At 70.0% G+C, this 16,088-nt stretch carries 17 protein-coding genes; 13 read left to right on the top strand and 4 right to left on the bottom strand.

Annotated features, from left to right (window positions below; all coding sequences use genetic code 11):
• The first annotated feature begins 7 nt into the window (after positions 1–7).
• Complete coding sequence (locus NC595_RS10260; protein ID WP_253566215.1) at positions 8–547, top strand: GNAT family N-acetyltransferase; 540 nt, start codon at positions 8–10, stop codon at positions 545–547.
• Positions 544–1,107 (top strand): hypothetical protein, encoded by a 564-nt coding sequence (locus tag NC595_RS10255; RefSeq protein ID WP_253566214.1) that lies wholly within the window; start codon positions 544–546, stop codon positions 1,105–1,107. The genes NC595_RS10260 and NC595_RS10255 overlap by 4 nt, the downstream gene beginning before the upstream one ends.
• 20 nt (positions 1,108–1,127) lie before the next feature.
• Here NC595_RS10255 and NC595_RS10250 read toward each other — a convergent pair whose 3' ends face one another.
• Both NC595_RS10250 and NC595_RS10245 read right to left on the bottom strand, forming a co-directional pair.
• On the bottom strand, positions 1,128–2,042 hold the full coding sequence (locus NC595_RS10250; RefSeq protein WP_253566213.1) for a hypothetical protein: 915 nt from the start codon (positions 2,040–2,042) through the stop codon (positions 1,128–1,130).
• Complete coding sequence (locus NC595_RS10245) at positions 2,042–4,207, bottom strand: M1 family metallopeptidase (RefSeq protein ID WP_343214901.1); 2,166 nt, start codon at positions 4,205–4,207, stop codon at positions 2,042–2,044. Before NC595_RS10245 ends, NC595_RS10250 begins: the two co-directional genes overlap by 1 nt.
• Positions 4,208–4,448: 241 nt before the next feature.
• Between NC595_RS10245 and NC595_RS10240 the strand changes: the two genes are divergently transcribed.
• From NC595_RS10240 to NC595_RS10190, 11 genes are all read left to right on the top strand, one after another.
• Positions 4,449–5,123, top strand: coding sequence for a response regulator (locus NC595_RS10240; protein WP_017462456.1), 675 nt, complete (start codon positions 4,449–4,451; stop codon positions 5,121–5,123).
• Entirely contained in the window at positions 5,116–6,510 is a 1,395-nt protein-coding gene (locus tag NC595_RS10235; RefSeq protein WP_253566211.1) for a sensor histidine kinase, read from the top strand. The genes NC595_RS10240 and NC595_RS10235 overlap by 8 nt, the downstream gene beginning before the upstream one ends.
• 128 nt (positions 6,511–6,638) lie before the next feature.
• On the top strand, positions 6,639–8,051 hold the full coding sequence (locus NC595_RS10230; RefSeq protein ID WP_253566210.1) for a TolC family protein: 1,413 nt from the start codon (positions 6,639–6,641) through the stop codon (positions 8,049–8,051).
• Positions 8,051–9,184: an ABC transporter permease gene (locus NC595_RS10225; RefSeq protein WP_253566209.1), complete on the top strand. Its 1,134-nt coding sequence runs from the start codon at positions 8,051–8,053 to the stop codon at positions 9,182–9,184. Before NC595_RS10230 ends, NC595_RS10225 begins: the two co-directional genes overlap by 1 nt.
• The gene (locus NC595_RS10220) at positions 9,181–9,939 is read left to right on the top strand and encodes an ABC transporter ATP-binding protein (RefSeq protein WP_253566208.1); all 759 of its coding nucleotides are present in this window, start codon (positions 9,181–9,183) and stop codon (positions 9,937–9,939) included. Before NC595_RS10225 ends, NC595_RS10220 begins: the two co-directional genes overlap by 4 nt.
• Positions 9,936–10,850 (top strand): HlyD family secretion protein, encoded by a 915-nt coding sequence (locus NC595_RS10215; protein WP_253566207.1) that lies wholly within the window; start codon positions 9,936–9,938, stop codon positions 10,848–10,850. Before NC595_RS10220 ends, NC595_RS10215 begins: the two co-directional genes overlap by 4 nt.
• Before the next feature lie 44 nt (positions 10,851–10,894).
• Entirely contained in the window at positions 10,895–11,731 is an 837-nt protein-coding gene (locus NC595_RS10210) for an alpha/beta hydrolase (RefSeq protein ID WP_253566206.1), read from the top strand.
• A gap of 8 nt (positions 11,732–11,739) precedes the next feature.
• Positions 11,740–12,099, top strand: a complete 360-nt coding sequence (locus NC595_RS10205; protein WP_253566205.1) for an EamA family transporter — start codon at positions 11,740–11,742, stop codon at positions 12,097–12,099.
• Positions 12,096–12,485 (top strand): DMT family transporter, encoded by a 390-nt coding sequence (locus NC595_RS10200; protein ID WP_253566204.1) that lies wholly within the window; start codon positions 12,096–12,098, stop codon positions 12,483–12,485. The genes NC595_RS10205 and NC595_RS10200 overlap by 4 nt, the downstream gene beginning before the upstream one ends.
• Before the next feature lie 5 nt (positions 12,486–12,490).
• Entirely contained in the window at positions 12,491–13,699 is a 1,209-nt protein-coding gene (locus NC595_RS10195; RefSeq protein WP_253566813.1) for a DegT/DnrJ/EryC1/StrS family aminotransferase, read from the top strand.
• A 131-nt stretch (positions 13,700–13,830) separates the two neighbouring features.
• Positions 13,831–14,109: a PepSY domain-containing protein gene (locus NC595_RS10190; RefSeq protein ID WP_253566203.1), complete on the top strand. Its 279-nt coding sequence runs from the start codon at positions 13,831–13,833 to the stop codon at positions 14,107–14,109.
• A 13-nt stretch (positions 14,110–14,122) separates the two neighbouring features.
• On the opposite strand, the gene NC595_RS10185 is transcribed toward NC595_RS10190, so the two are convergent.
• Together NC595_RS10185 and NC595_RS10180 are read right to left on the bottom strand one after the other, a co-directional pair.
• Positions 14,123–15,001: an arginase family protein gene (locus NC595_RS10185; protein ID WP_253566202.1), complete on the bottom strand. Its 879-nt coding sequence runs from the start codon at positions 14,999–15,001 to the stop codon at positions 14,123–14,125.
• Positions 14,998–16,065 carry a GNAT family N-acetyltransferase gene (locus NC595_RS10180; RefSeq protein ID WP_253566201.1) on the bottom strand — a complete coding sequence of 356 codons (1,068 nt, stop codon included), beginning with the start codon at positions 16,063–16,065 and terminating at the stop codon, positions 14,998–15,000. The genes NC595_RS10185 and NC595_RS10180 overlap by 4 nt, the downstream gene beginning before the upstream one ends.
• Positions 16,066–16,088: the final 23 nt, after the last annotated feature.

The following is a 16,088-nucleotide window of genomic DNA, read 5'->3' as shown; positions in this document are numbered from 1 at the left end:
AATGGCCATGTCCAACATCCCCACCATCGAAACGGCACGTCTGCGCCTGACCGCGCTCACCGAGCGGCACTTCGACGACTACGCCGCCATGCTAGCCGACCCCGAGAGCACCCGCTGGATCGGCGACGGCCAGCCGCTGGACCGCACCAACGCCTGGCGCTCGCTGGCGATGCTGCTGGGCCACTGGCAACTGCGCGGCTGCGGCATGTGGGCGCTGGAGCTGAAGGAAACCGGCGAGTTCCTCGGTCGCGCCGGGCTGATGTACCCCGAGGGCTGGCCGGACCTGGAGATGGGCTGGATGCTCAAGCCCGAGTATCGCCACCACGGCTATGCCACCGAGGCTGGTGCAGCCATCCTCGACTTCGCCTGGAACACCCTGCACGCCAGGCGCGTGATCAGCCTGGTCCGCATCGGCAACGAAGCTTCCGACCGTGTCGCCGAGCGACTGGGTGGCGAGCACATCGAGGACATGGACTTCTACGGCAGCAACACGCACGTGTTCGCCTATTACCCGCCGTTCCGCGAGCCCCGTCGCGCCTGGGCATGAACGCCGGCCCGGTCACGTTGCGCACGCTGCCGGCAGTGCCGGATCCCAGCGGCCACACGGCCGGCATCGAACTGGCCTCGGCGGACCATCATCGCCATGCCGTTTCGCCATGGCGGCTGCATCTCCAGCACCTCGGGCCCGGGACCCATTCCGCGTTTCGCGACGACGCCCCGACCCAGCTCGCAACCCTCGATGCGCCACTGGCGCTGGATGCTGCCGATGGCCTACAACTGCTGCGACTGCAGGTGACGGGCGTGCAACCAGGGCAGACACTGCATCTGCACGAGCCCACGCGCATCGTCCGCCTGGAACGCGACCACCCTGAAAGCGCCGAACTGATCGCACGCCCGCTGCAGGGCCCCATGCTGCTTCCCACGACCGGCCAGGGCTGGCTGGCATGGCTGCTTGCTGGCCGCGCCACGGTGCAACTGGGCACGTCGGACTGGGAGCTTGCCACCGACGTACCGGCCTGGCTTCCTTCCGGGACGGGCCAGCGCTTGCGGCTGGAGGGTAGTGGCGAGTTGGTGCTGGTGCGCTTCCGCACGATCCCGGCCGACTGAGCGACCGGGATCGTCGGCACTCAGCGCGTCGGCGAGAAGCCCCCACGGCGTGCGGGCACCAGCGAACCGGCCACCCGCGCCAGCGCGAAGACCCTCGCCGCGTGCATCCATCCGGTCACCGCGACCGTGACCTGGCTGATCGCCAGCGCGAGCAGGAAGCCGCCCAGGCCGATCGCCGGCGTGTGTGCGCGCCAGACCCCCAGCGCCAGCGCGATCGCCAGGCCGATGGCGCTGATCACCAGGTAGCTCAGCAAGGTGCTCAGCGGGCGCCGCAGCAGCTGCGTCACGCCACGGCCGAACGCGCGCGTGGCCGAACGCAGTCCAAGGTCGGCCACGAAGGCGGCACGGGAGGACTCGACGATCGCCTGCGCCAGCACGAAGAGCACCAGAGCCGTCCACAGTGCGGCATGCCTGGCGGCGTCGGCCTGCGACTGCAGCACATCGGCGCGGGCATGCTCGCCGGCGACCTTCATCGCAAGGGCCGACATGCCCAGCGCCACCGCATACGGCAGCAGCGACCACAACATCAGCCGGAACATGCGACCGTATTCGATCAGGCCACTCTGCAGCAGGTGGCCGAAGCCCAGCGCGCGACCGGCTCGCCCCGAAGCCACCACCATGCCGTGCAGCAGCGGAAGCAACACCATGGCCACGGTCATGCCGGCCAGCGCGGCACCACCGAGCCAGCCGCCGTTACGGCCAAGCTGTGACGCCACGTCGCCGAACATCATCGCGTGGAAGGACTGCGCCCACTCCGGTACATGCACCGAGTGATCGAGCAGCTCGCCGAGCGACTTCCACAGCGGCAGCACCAGCACCGCGGTGGGCAGCAGCAGGAGTACCACCCAGAGCAGCAGCAGGCGCCACTGCATCGCGGCGAACGGGGCGGCAGCGACCGAGCCGAAGTCGACCCGGCGGGAGTTTTTCCAGGCCATCACAGGGTCCCCAGCAAGGAATACAGGTTCTGCAGCAGCGCCGCGGCATCGGCCGCCCAGCGCCGCGAGGCGGCGCCATTGGCCTTGGTGGCATAGCTGTCGTTGAGCTTGTCGGCATCCAGGTAGACGGTGTGCTGCGGGTCGAGCTCGGCCGACACCACGGTGCCGTCTCCGATGAACTCAAAACGCTTCCAGCGCCCCCTGCCATCCCAGTTCACGTCTGCGTGCTTGCCTCCACTAAAGGTGACTCGCAAGGTCTGCGGCACTGGAGCACCGAATCGGCGCACCGTCACTGTGCTGCGCCAGCGGTAAGGCCCCTGGCCAGAGGCATCGTCCGGATGCTTTTTCTTCCAGTCGGCGCGCGCCTTGGCGATGTTCTTTTTCAGCGCTTCGGCATCGACCTCGATGCGCTTGCCATCAACAACTTCCGTGCCCGCCTGCGGCAGCATCTCTTCGTTGTCTATCGAGGTCACCGCGTCATCGACCCAGGCGGTGCCGTACACGGTCTGGTCGAACACCTGGTTCACGATCTCCGGCTTGCCGGAGACGTCGATCAGCGCCGCGCGCAGGTCGGCGGCCGACGGATGGCGGTAGCGCCAGCGCTTGTAGTACTCGCGGAACGCCTTTTCCATCACCGGCCTGCCGAGCCGCTCCTCCAGGTCGTGCATGGCGGTCGCCGTGCGCGAATACACACTGCCGTAGCTCGAGGAAGAAAGACGATCCCAGGCGTTCTCGCCGATCGGATCGGGGGGCCGGCGAAGTCCGGCCGTCAGGCGCTCCACCGTGAACCCGCTCATCTGCGGCACGATCCCCAGCCATTTCATCAGCGGCGAGGCAAGATCGATGTCCTGGCCACGCTCGCGCAGCATGCGCTGGTCCCAGTACTCGTTCAGACCCTCGTCGAGCATCGGCTCCTCGAACTCGTTTGAGGCCAGGATCCCGTAGAAATAACCGTGACCGAACTCGTGGATGGTCACGAAGTCCAGCGCGAACTGGGTGAGCGTACCCGGCTCGACCTCCTTGTAGCCCTCGGCGGTAAAGAAGGTCGGGTACTCCATGCCGCCGGCCTCCCCGGCGTTATAAGGCGGCACGACGGCCGTCAGCGTCTTGTAGGGATAAGCGCCCAGCGTCTTCGAGAAATAGCCCAGCGAGTCGATGCTGGCCTTCAGCACCGGCGTGGCGCTGGCCACGTATTCGGGCGGGTAGATCACCCGCACCGCCACCTTTGGACTACCCGGCCCTTCGTAGGTGCCGTCCAGCGTCCGGTAACCCTTCGCGGCGACCCAGGCGAAATCGTGCACGTCGCCCTGCACGTAGTGATAGGTGGTCTTGCCGTCGGCGGTCTGCGGCGGGCCATCGAGCTGGCCGACCGCACCCACGGTGTAATCCGAAGGCACCGTCAGCCGGACGTCGTACAGGCCGAAGTCGGCGTAGAACTCGCTGTCGAAATGGAACTCGTGGCAGTTCCAGCGCACTTCGGTGGCCCCACGCTCGCCCGGCAGCTCCAGCACGCCGATCTTCGGGAACCACTGCGCCACCAGGTTGAAGTCGCCGAACCAGCCGGTGCGCTCGACCACCCGCGGCAACTGGCTGAGGAAGTCGATGTCCAAGGTCAGCTCGCCCCCCGGCGGCACCGGCTGGGCCAGGTCCACGCGGACCACGGTATGGTCGGTGGCCGGACCGTGGTCCGGATGCACGAAGCTCCACTTCAGGTCGGTATCGGCCTGGCGCACGCTGTTCAGGTCGATCCAGCCCCACTGTCCTTTTTTCAGGCTGGCGTTGCCGCGCGAACTGCCGTGCGCGGTGAGTACCTCGCGCTCGGTGAAGAAGGTGCTGCCCTCGTTGGCGAACGCGTTCAGGTACAGGTGCATGTAGATGCTGCGCACCTCGCGGTCGCTGCGGTTGCGCCACTGCAGCTGCTCCTTGCCGTGCACCGCATGTTTCGCGGCATCCAGCTCGGCGTCGATGTGGTAGCTGACCACGCGGTCGGAGAGCGTCGGCTCATTGCCGGTACGCTCGCCCCCCCAGGCATTCGGCCCGCTCGGCGTACTGACCGCCGCGGCGTCCGGAGCGGCCAGCGGAATCGGCACGTATGGCGTGGTGGAAGTAGCCGCCGCTGCGGGCACATCGGCCGCAGGCGCCGTTGGCGCGGTCTGGCGGGCCAATGCCCCAACCGGCCACGCCAGGACAAACAGGACGGGCAACCACCCGCCGGATCGGAACGAAGACCGCATGACTCCCCCTGTGGTACGGCAACACCCCAGACTGGAACAATCAAGCGGCGGCGGCAAGACTGGGCGCGACGTGTCGCCTTTCCGGGGGTGTGCAAGGCATCATGTACGACTGCAACTACCGGCGGTGGACATTGTCGTAGCCCGCGCCGACTCCCCCGCCCCAAGGTGTCCCATGCGCATCCTGATCGCCGAAGATGACCCTGCCATCGCTGCCGCCATCACCGATGCGCTGCGCCAGGGGGGCCATGCCGTCGATCACGTGGCCAACGGGGCGCAGGCGGATATCGCGCTGCGCGACAGCGCCCACGACCTGCTGGTGCTCGACCTGGGCCTGCCGGGCCTCGACGGCAGTGAGGTGCTGCATCGCCTGCGCCAGCGTGGCTCAGGCGTGCCGGTACTGGTGATCACGGCCCGGGAGGGCCTCAACGAGCGCGTGCGCGTGCTCGACCTGGGCGCCGACGACTACCTGGTGAAGCCGTTCGCCCTGGCCGAGTTCGAGGCCCGCGTCCGCGCCCTGCTGCGTCGCTCGGCGAGCAAGGGCAGCACCGAGGTCCGTATCGGACGGCTACGCCTGGACCTGCCCGGCCATCGCGCATGGATCGATGACGCGCCGCTGGAGCTGACCGCGCGCGAGTTCGGCCTGATCGAGGCGCTGGCCAGCCGCCCGGACCGCATTACCAACCGCGCCCAACTGGTCGAGGCGCTGTGCAACTGGGACCAGGACCTCACCGACAACGGGCTGGACATCGCCATCCATCGCCTGCGCCGCAAGCTGCACGGCAGCGGCGCCAACGTGCGCACGGTGCGCGGCCTCGGCTATCTGCTTGAGGAAACGGCCGATGAGTGAGGCCGCCGGCCAGCGCCGCCCCAGCCTGCGGCGCCGGCTGCTGTTCATCCTGCTGTTGCCGATGCTGTTGCTGCTGGTCATCGACGCGGTGATCACCTATGGCGTGGCACTCAACTACTCCAACCGCGTGCACGACGCGGATCTGGCCAACGACGTGCGCACGCTGGCGCAGATGTTCCGCTCCGGCGAGGTCTCCAGCGACCTGCCGCAGGAAGCCCGCTTCCTTATCGAATACGAGCCGGACGGCCATAACTACTACAGCGTCCGCTCCAGCAAGCGTGGGCTGCTGGGCGGCAACGGCGACTTCGAGCAGCCACCGCCGCCGGCGGCCGACGCCAGTCCCGAACTGTTCTATTCCCGGCTCGCCGGTCGCTCCCTGCGCGGCGCGGCACTGAGCCTGCGCTCGCCCGCCGATCCCTCCGACGTGCTCACGGTGACCATCGCCGAGACCCTGCGCGACCGCCAGCACCGTGCACGGCAGATCCTGCTGTTGGCCATACCGCTGCAGACCGGGCTGATCCTCAGCGTGCTGTCGCTGGTCTGGCTGGGTGTGACGCGCGGACTGCGCATCCTGCATCCGCTGACCCGGCGCCTGGCGATGCGCGAACACGAGCTGGAGCCGATCACCGGGGCCGACGTCCCGGTGGAGATCCTGCCGCTCACCCGCACCATCGACGGCCTGTTCGAGCGCTTGCGCACCGTGCTGTCGCTGCAGGAGCGCTTCATCGCCGATGCCGCGCACCAGTTGCGCACGCCGCTGGCCGGGCTGCGCCTGCATGTCGACCGCGCCCGGGGCAGCAGCGACCCCGCGGTGGTACGCGATGCACTGGAGCACATCGAACAGCTGACCGAGCGCACCGCCCGTACCTCCACCCAGCTGCTCGCGCTGACCCGTGCGCAGAGCCCGTGGAAGGAACGCTCGACCACCGGCGACGTCGACCTCGCCAAGCTGGTGCCCCGGGCCGTCGAAATGCGCATCCCGGAGGCGCTGCGCGCGGGGATCGACCTTGGCTACCAGGGCCCCGACCACCCTGCGGTGATCCACGGCGACGCCGCCGCGCTGCAGGAACTGCTGGACAACCTGATCGACAATATCCTGCGCTATGCCGGCCAGGGCGCCCGGGCCACCGTGAGCGTGCTGCCCTTGCCCGACCAGGGGGTGCTGCTGCAGGTGGAGGACTCCGGCCCCGGCGTCCCCCCGGAAGCGCTCGAGCGCCTCGGCGAGCGCTTCTTTCGCGTGGCAGGCACCCAGGCATCGGGCACCGGCCTGGGCCTGGCGATCGTGCAGCAGATCGCCCAGCAACATGATGCGCGCCTCGGTTTTGGCGCGGCCGTCGGGGGCGGACTCAGGATCGGCCTGCAGTTTCCGTCGCCATCGAAAAGTTGATGAAACCCATATCGTGGAATCTTTCGCAATGACCCGCCCAGCGCTCCTCCCCGCCACGTTTTTCTCCTTCTGCTGCACCTCCGGCCCGGACCGGGCAAGCTCCCGGGTCGACACGATCCGGCGCTGACATGCGCTTCACCCATCGGTTTGCGCGCGCCACGCTGGCCGTTTCGATCGGCCTGCTGGCGGGTTGTGCCGGCATCGACGTGCCGAAGCTGGATGCGCCCGTCCCGACCCGCTGGAACCACCCCGTGCCGCAGGCCTCGGCGATGCCGGTGGACCTGCGCGGCTGGTGGCGGGCCTTCCATGACCCCGCACTCGACGCCTTGGTCGACACCGCGCTACGGGACAACCTGCAGGCGGCCGAAGCCACCGAGCGCCTGCTCGCCTCGCGCGAGCGCTTCCGCAGCGCCCGGGTCCAGTACCTGCCGCGCCTGCGCGCCAAGACCGAGGACGCCATCGATCCGGATGCCAGCGCCTCGTTCTTCGTCGCCGGCTTCGATGCCACCTGGGAACTGAACCTGTTCGGCCGCGGCACGGCAACGAACCGCCAGGCGAGCGGCGCCGTGGATGCCAGCGCGGCCGAGTTGCAACGGATCCGGGTCAGCCTGGTCGGCGAGGTCGTGCGCGACTGGCTCGAGCTGCGCGCCGCCCAGCAGCGCGAGGCAACGCTCGATGCCATGCGCGACCTGCGCCAGCGCCTGTTGCAGCAGGCGCAGGTACGCGTCCGGCTGCGACTAGCCGCCCCGCAGACCGAGTCCCAGGCCGAGGCGGACTTGGCCCAGGCCGAGGCCGCCCTGGCCGAGCCGCGCGGCGAGATCGACCGCCTGTCCCAGCAACTGGCCGTGCTGCTGGGCCGCAATGAACCCGATCCTGCGTGGCTGAAGCCGGCGCCAGTGCCCTCGCTGGGTGAGCTTCGCATCGACCAGGCCCCGGCCGACCTGCTGCGCACGCGCCCGGAAATCGCCCGCGCCGAGGCCGAGGTACTCCGGGCCGCGGGCGACGCCGGCATCGCCCGTGCCGACCTGTTGCCGCGGCTGGGCCTGGGGGGCTCACTGGTGTGGTCGACCAACCTCACCACTCACCGTCGCACCAGCGACAATGCCCTGCTCTCGGCCGGCCCGGCGATCGACATCCCGCTGTTCGACTGGGGCGCGCGCGAAGCCGAGCTGCGCGCCAGCAAGCACGACCTGAAGGCCAGCGTGTACGCCTACCGCCAGGCCGTGCTGGAGGGCGTGGCCGAAGTGGAAACCTCGCTCGGCCAGCTTGAGCGCCAGCGCGAACGGCAGGATGCGAGCAAACGCGCCCATGCGGCGCTGGCCCGCGCCGAGCAGGCTTCCGCCACCCGCGTGCAACTGCATCTGGCCGCGCCCGCCGAGCAGATCGACAGCCAGCTGGCGCTGGCACAGGCGTCACTGGCGCTGACCGAGGCGACCGCCGCCCGCGACCTGGCCTTCGTCCGCCTGTACAAGGCGCTGGGCGGCGCGCCGCTGCCTGACGACGCGGCGTCTGCCGCCGACGTCGGCAAGGAGCCGCGCTGATGGTCGCGCTGGCCCGCAAGACACTGGTGTACGAGTGGCGGCGCTTCCTGCCGGCGATCCTGGCCGTCGGCTTCGCCGGCCTGCTGCAGCTGCTGCAGGCGGCGCTGGTGCTGGGCATCTTCTCCAGCGCCAGCGTGTACATCACCGGTTCCAGCGCCGACCTGTGGATCGGCTACCCCGGCACGCAGAGCGTGAGTCTGGGCCGGCCGATCGACCCGGACGTGGAAATGCGCCTTCGCATGGACCCGGCGGTGGCGAGGGTCGAGCCGTTCTACTGGGTCGACGCCGACTGGCGCGGCGCCCACGACACCGGCGGCGAGTCGGTCTACGTCACCGGTATCGACGCACGCGCCGACGGGCTGATGTTCTCGCAGGCGCTGCCGCCGGCGCTGCGCGAGCGACTGGCCGAACCCGATGCGGTAATCGTGGACCGCGCGGACGTCGACAAGCTGGGCGTGACGGTCGGCGACACCGCGGTGATCAACGGCCACCGCGTGCGCGTGGTCGGCGAGAGCAGCGGGCTGCGTGCACTCGGCGGCGTCAACGTGGTGACCTCGCTGGATACCGCGCGCCAGCTCGACAACGACCCCACCGACCTGGGCCGCCCGACCTACCTGCTCGCCCGCCTGCACGATCCCGCCCAGGCCGACGCGGTGGCCGCGCGCCTGCGCGGCGACAAGGGCTTCGGCCCCTACGACGTGTGGACCGCGCGCACGTTCGCGCGCCGCTCGGTGCTGTACTGGATGCTCGACACCGGCGCGGGCGCTGGCGTGGTGTTCCTGGCCGGCATCGTGTTCCTGGTCGGCGCGGTAATCACCAGCCAGACCCTGATGGCCGCGGTGGCCGGCTCGGTGCGCGAGTACGCCACGCTGAACGCGCTGGGCGTCGGCGTCGGCAACCTGCGCTGGGTAGTGCTGGAGCAGGCCTTCTGGGTCGGCGCGATCGGCCTGCTCGGCGCCACCGTGCTCGGCTTCCTGCTGCTGGTGGCCGCGCGCAGCCAGGACGTGCCGGTGGTGCTGAACATCCCGATCACCCTGCTGTGCGTGGTGCTGGCGATGGCCCTGGCCGCCGTCTCCGGCCTGGTGGCGATGCGCAGCCTGCGCCGCGCCGACCCGGCGAGCCTGCTGCGATGAGCCGTCCCGCGCCCGTGACTGCCACTGCAACCGTCGGCCCGGCCCTGCGCGCCGAGGGCATCGCCAAGGCGTTCGTCTCCGGCAAGGTGCGCACCCAGGTGCTGGACGGCCTCACGCTGTCGATCGAGGCCGGCGAACTGACCCTGATCTCCGGACCGTCCGGCTGCGGCAAGAGCACGCTGCTGGCGATCCTCAGCGGCCTGCAGAAGGTCGATGCCGGCCGCGTGATCGCGCTGGGCAGCGAGCTGGGCGGGCTGGACAGCCGCGCGCTGGAGCGCTTCCGCCTGCTGCATACCGGCTTCGTCTTCCAGGGCTTCAACCTGTTCCCCGCGCTCACCGGGCTGGAGCAGGTGGAACTGCCGCTGCACTACCTGGGCCTGTCCGGCCGGCAGGCGCGCGAGCGCGCCACCCAGTCGCTGGACGAGGTCGGCATGACCCCGCGCATGCACCTGCGCCCCAGCGAGCTGTCCGGCGGCGAAAAGCAACGCGTGGCGATCGCCCGCGCGCTGGCCAAGCAGCCCGAACTGCTGTTCGCCGACGAACCGACCAGCGCGCTGGATGCCGCCAACGGCCAGACCATCATCGATATCCTCCACCGGATCGCCCGCACCCATGGCACCACCGTGCTGTGCGTGAGCCATGATCCCCGCCTGATCCGTCACGCCGACCGCGTGCTGTCGATGGAGGATGGCCGCATCCTCAGCGACCGCCGTCCCGCGCCGCCGGCCGCGACGCCCGAAGGAACCGCGCCATGAAGCCGCTGCACCTCACCCTGCTCGTACCCCTGTTGCTGGCGGCCGCCGGCTGCTCGCACGAGACCCCGCCGACGCCCGCCAGCGTCGCTCCCACCTATGCCGCCGTCGCCCGCGGCCGCATCGACGTCGAGGGCGGCCTGCTCAAGCTCGACGTGGCGCGCGAGGGCACCCTGACCGCGGTCGACGTGCACGAGGGCGACCGCGTGGCCAGGGGACAGGTGCTGGCGACGCTGGACCCGGAGCCGGCCCGCCTGCAGTTGGAGGCAGCTGAGGCCGCACTGGCGCAGGCGAAGGCCCAGCGCGAGCTGATCGACGGCAAGCTGAAGACCAGCCAGGTCCAGGCCAAACGGCTGGCCGAAGCGGCCCAGGCCGGCGCCGGCGATGGCCAGAGCGCCGATGCCGCCGCTGCTGCCGTGCAGTCGCTGGTGGCCGAGCGTGCGGGGGCCGACGCGGCGGTGGCGATGGCCACCCAGAAGCGCGACGCGGCCCGCTATGAGCTGGACCTGCGGACCCTGCGCGCACCGCTGGCCGCCCAGGTGGTCAAGATCACCGCGCAGACCGGTGCCAGCGTCTCGCCCGCCTCCGGCGCCCTGTTCACCCTGCTGCCGCTGACCCCGCCGATCGTGCGGGCGGAACTGAGCGAATCCTACGTCGACGCGGTGAAGGTCGGCATGACGGCCACCGTCAGCACCGACGGCAGCGGTGCGGACCGCAGCTGGCCGGCCCACGTGCTGCGCATCGGCCGCGTGGTGGGTCCGTCCACGCTGGAGGACGACCCGCAGCAGCGGGCCAATCTGCGCACCGTGAACTGCGTCCTGGCCTTCGACCGGCCGCCGCCCGACGATGTGCGGGTGGGCCAGCGGGTGCTGGTCCGCTTCGGCCAACCCGCCAACCCCGCGAAAGTCCACTGAAAAGCGCACCCGGCAGGCTGTCAGCCCATGCGCAGGAATACCCCGTGATCCGACCCACCGATTTTCTCCTCGAAGGCGACCGCCGCGGCGTGCTGCTGATCCACGGCCTGACCGGCACGCCGATGGAGATGCGCCTGCTCGCCAAGGGCCTGAACAACGCCGGCTTCACCGTCTACGGCATGCAGCTGGCCGGCCACTGCGGCGACATCGACGACCTGCTCGCCACCGGCTGGCGGGACTGGTATGCCAGTGTGGAGGCCGCCGCCGACAAACTGCTGGAGCGGGTCGATCACCTGTTCGTCGGCGGTTTGTCGATGGGCGCCCTGCTCTCGCTCAAGCTCGCCGCCGAGCGGCCGCGGCAGGTCGCCGGTGTCGGCGTATACGGCGCCACCTTCCGCTACGACGGCTGGAGCATCCCGTGGACGGCGAAGCTGTCGTTCCTGTTGCCGCTGGTGAAGAAGCTCGGCCTGGGCCGCCACCGCATGTTCGAGGAACAGCCCCCCTACGGCCTGCGCGACGAACGCCTGCGCAACCAGGTCGCCGCGGCGATGCGCTCGGGCGACAGTACCGTGGCCGGCCTGCTCGGCAACCCCTGGCACTCGCTGGCCGACCTTTACCAGCTGTCCAACCACGTGCGCGGCCTGCTGCCGAAGGTGGTCTCGCCCTGCCTGGTCGCCCACGCCAGCGAGGACGACGTGGCCAGCGTGCGCAATGCCGAGACCGTGCTGCGCGGCGTGAACGCGCCGACCGAACTGCTGCTGCTGGACGACAGCTACCACATGATCACCATCGACAAGGAGCGCCGCACGCTGATCGAGCGGTCCGCGCGCTTCTTCGACGCCATCGTGGCCGGCCGCGACGCCGTCGCGGCGGCGGCCTGAGGCCGGCCGTGCCGCTGCTCACCGTCGCACTCTGGCTGGCCAACGTGGTGCTGGATACCGGCGGCCAGCTCGCCTTCAAGGCGGCGGCAGGCGATCCGGCTGCCGGCGACGGCTTCGCCCGCTGGAAGTACATGGCTTCGCGCCCCTGGCTGTGGCTGGGCGTGGGTTGCTACGTGTTCGAGTTCCTGGTTTGGATCGCCTTCCTCTCGCTGGTGCCGCTGTCTGAAGGCGTGCTGCTGGGGTCGATCAACATCGTGGCGATCATGGTCGCCGGGCGTTTCCTGTTCGGCGAGAAACTCACCCGGTTGCGCGTGGCCGGCATCCTGCTGGTGAGCGCCGGCGTGGCGATCGTGGGAGCCGGCGCATGAAGCGCTTCTACCTGGTCGGCTTCGCCCTGCTGATGACGTTCGACACGCTCACGCAGATCTCCTTCAAGATGGCCGGCAACCATGCGCTGCCGGTCGAGGCCAGCGTGGCCTGGCTGTGGCGGCTGTTCGGCGAGCCGTGGGTGTACGGCGCGGTGCTCGGCTACCTCGGCGCCTTCTTCACCTGGATGAGCCTGCTCAAGCACGCACCGATCGGTCCGGCCTTCGCCGCGTCGCACCTGGAGGTGGTCAGCGTGATGCTGCTGTCGGTATGGCTGTTCCACGAGCCGCTCACGGCGACCAAGCTGATCGGCGCGACGGCGATCATCGCCGGTATCGTCTGCCTGGGCCTGGCCGAACGCGAGGAAGCGCCGCCCGACGCGGCGTGACCGTCATGCTCCGCCGGCTGCGCGAGATCCCCCCAACCGCCGGCCTGCCCCTGCAGGCCGCCGACCTGCTGCCGCGGGGCGACGCGCTCGCCGGGCGACTGGCGGCGCAACTGGGAACGCCGCCGCTGCAGCTGGAATGCTCCGGCACCGCGGCCCTGCTGATTGCCCTGGCGACGCTGCGCGAGCGCGCGCCTGGCCGCGACGTGGTCGTGGTACCGGCCTTCACCTGTCCGCTGGTGGCCATTGCCGTGCACCGGCTGGGTCTGACCCTGCGCCTGTGCGACACCCGTCCGGACCACTGGGACATGGACCGCCGTGCGCTCGCCGAGCTTTGCGACGAGCGCACACTGGCGATCGTCCCGACACATCTCGGCGGCCTGGTCGCCGATCTCGACGCGCCACTGGATGTCGCCCGCGAGCACGGCGCCTTCGTGATCGAGGACGCCGCGCAGGCGCTGGGCGCGCGCGACGGCGGCCACAGCGTGGGGCTGCGCGGCGACATCGGTTTCTTCAGCCTCGCCGCCGGCAAGGGCCTGTCGATCTTCGAGGGCGGCCTGCTGGTGACGCGTGACGACGACCTGCGCCATGCCCTGTACGCCACCGCCGCACGCGACGTGCCGGCAAAGCCCGGCTGGGAGCTACGGCGCAGCCTGGAGCTGCTCGGCCTGGCCGCTTTGTACCACCCGCTCGGGCTGCGGCTGGCCTACGGCGTACCGCTGCGCCGTGCGCTGCGCGAGGGCGATCCGGTCGCCGCGGTCGGCGACCATTTCCCGCCCGAGATTCCATTCCATCGCGTCGGGCGCTGGCGCCGCGGCGTGGGCTCGCGCGCGGCGACCCGGCTGCCGGCCTTCCTTGCAGCCAATCGCACGCGCGCACTGGCGCGCGTCGCCCGGTTGCGCGCGCTGCCCGGGGTGACCGTGTTCGGGGAGACCCCGCACACCGCCGGCAGCTGGCCGTTCCTGATGTTGCTGATGCCCGACGCGCACCGGGCCCGCGCGGCGCTGGCCGCGCTGTGGACCTCCGGCCTCGGCGTGAGCCGGCTGTTCGTGCACGCACTGCCGGACTACGCCTACCTCGCCGACCGCGTGCCGCGCACGTCGACACCGCACGCCACCGACTTCGCCGCGCGGGCAATCACCATCAGCAACAGCCACTGGCTTGACGACGCCTCGTTCGAGCACATCGTCGCGGTGCTCGCCCCCATGCTCGACTGAACGCCACGGCTTCCGTAAGCCCGGCCTAAGCCGGCGATAAGCCCGAACTAAGTGCCATCCCTGAGGCTGGCGTAGCCACCCCGCGACCCACCGCGGAGAGGTGGCCACATTGTCCACACGAGGATTCCATCATGCGCAAACTCGCCGTTCTCGCCGCCAGCCTTGCCCTGTGCGGTTCCGCCTTCGCCGCCACGAAGCCTGCACCGAAGATCGACATCGCGACCGCGCGGGCCATCGCGCTGCACGCCGTGCCCGGGAAGATCGTCAAGGAAGAACTGGAAACCGAGCGCGGCGGCAGCGGCCTGCGCTACTCGTTCGACATCCGCGCCAAAGGCGTCGTTCACGAAGTGGGCGTGGACGCGCGCGACGGCAAGCTACTGGAGAACAGCATCGACGACGGCAAGGACTGAGCGTCCGTCCGCCTCAACCTGCCGCGGCGACGCCCTCGATCGCGCGCAGCAGCTCGCCGTTCAGCGCGTGCTGCTGCGCCTGCCACTCGGCCAGTTCGCCGACGTCCACTTCCGGTTGGTCATCGATCGCGGCCAGCCGCCGTTTCCACCAACTGCGGTAGCGGTAGGCGGAGATCTCGCCGGTGATGTCGCTGCCGACCAGGCCGCCGGCGCGCAGGCTGTCGATCACGCCGATCGCGTGGGACAGCTTGAAATGGCCCTGGTCCCAGTTGGTGCGGGCCACGTCGGCGGCGAACACGTCCTTGTCGATCGACAGGTAGGTCGGCAGCGGCGCATCACGCTGCTCGGCAGCGAACGCCTGCACCAGCGCACCGGCGTCATCGAAGGCATGAAATGCGTGCGCCAATCCGGCACGCGCCGCCCAGTCCACGTCCACGCCCACGCTCCAGTAGCTCAGGCGCCCCTCGCGCAGCGGCGTGCGGTAGTTCTCCCAGGCATGGCCGGCACCGATGTCGGACGAACCGATGCCGACCACGTGCACGTGGCTGACCGTCGGCAGCATCGCCACGCGGCGTACCCAAGAGCCGCAGTGCACGCCGAACGGGTAGCGCATGTTGTCCGGGTGGTTGTCCAGCACCACCACCTGGAACGGCACGGCAGCGCGCACGCGCTCGACCAGCGGCCAGGTCAGGTGATGGAAATCGCCGCTGCCCAGCATCACCGTGCCGTGCTCGGCCGGCAGGGTATCGTCGAGCACGCGCCGGAAGCGTTCCATGATGCGCAGCGAACAGCCGAAGCGCAGCGCTTCCTGCCAGTGCTCTAGCGGAATCACCAGCCGCTGCGGCAGCGGCCCGACGGAACGGTCGATATCGAGGACGATGGGGCGGGTCATGCCGGGTCCATGGCCTTGGCCGGCTGCACCGGCTCGCTTTCGAAGTGGTGGGCGATGCGGCGGAACAGCGCGCGCAACAGCGGGTTGCGCACGTAGACCGCGTGCCGGGTCATGCAGAAACGCGCACCGAGCTGGCGCTTGACCGCGGTATCGGTCCAGCCGGCCACGTAATGGCTCAGCCCGCGACGCCGCGCGTGCTCGAGGTTCTCCATCCAGCTGACGAAGTACAGGTTGTGCTCGCGCGCGGCCGGATAGGCCAGCCCGATGTACTTGTCCACCAGCTTGCCGGCGTACTCGTAGCAGAGGTTCCAGCCGATCAGCTCGTCGCCGGCGAAGTAGGTGAACACCAGGCCGCCGCTGCCGGCATCGCGCAGCAGCGCACGCAGGTAATCGGCCGAGAGGTGGTCGAAGTGGATCTCGCTCTGTGCGTAGACGTTTTCGTACAGCGCGATGAAGCGCTCCATCACCGATTCGATCGCGAAGGCCGCGTCGCCGGTGCGCCAGGTCTCGATACGCAGGTCCGCGCGCGAGCGCAGCTTGCGCTTCATCTCCTTGCGGCGGCTGCGCGAGAGGCGCGCGAGATAATCCTCTTCACTGTCGAAATCGATCGGCACCCAGGCCAGCGCCATGCCCTCGAGCAGCACACAACCCTCTGCCTCCAGCGCACGCGCCAGCGCGGCCGAGCGCAGGTTGTCGGCCACGTCCAGCAGCGGCGATTCCGGGGCGATGTCCTTCACCACCAACAGTGCGCAGTCGCGGCCGTAGCCGGACACCAACTCGCCTGCCAGCGCTTCGGGTTCGGCGTTACGCGGCAACGGTGCGAACTCGGTCGCAGTGCAGCCGACGAAGCGGGTGCGCCAACGCAACAGGCGACCCCAGCGGGCATAGCCCGGCAAGGCCATCACCCGCTGGCGCAGCGCGTCGTCCGCCGTGGTCAGCAGGTCGAACGGTGCCACGAAGGTGGGCATGCCCGAGGGCGTGGTGGCGGCCACAAAGCCGTCCGGCGGATGGGCAAGGAACTGCCGCAGCAGGTTCTCCGGCTCCAGTTGAGCGAGATAGGCCATGGACGTCGTCGACCGTGCGCGCC

Origin of the sequence: Dyella lutea, from assembly GCF_024158035.1 — a bacterium.
Taxonomy (GTDB): Bacteria; Pseudomonadota; Gammaproteobacteria; order Xanthomonadales; family Rhodanobacteraceae; genus Dyella_A; species Dyella_A lutea.
This window is presented reverse-complemented; position numbering and strand designations above follow the sequence as displayed.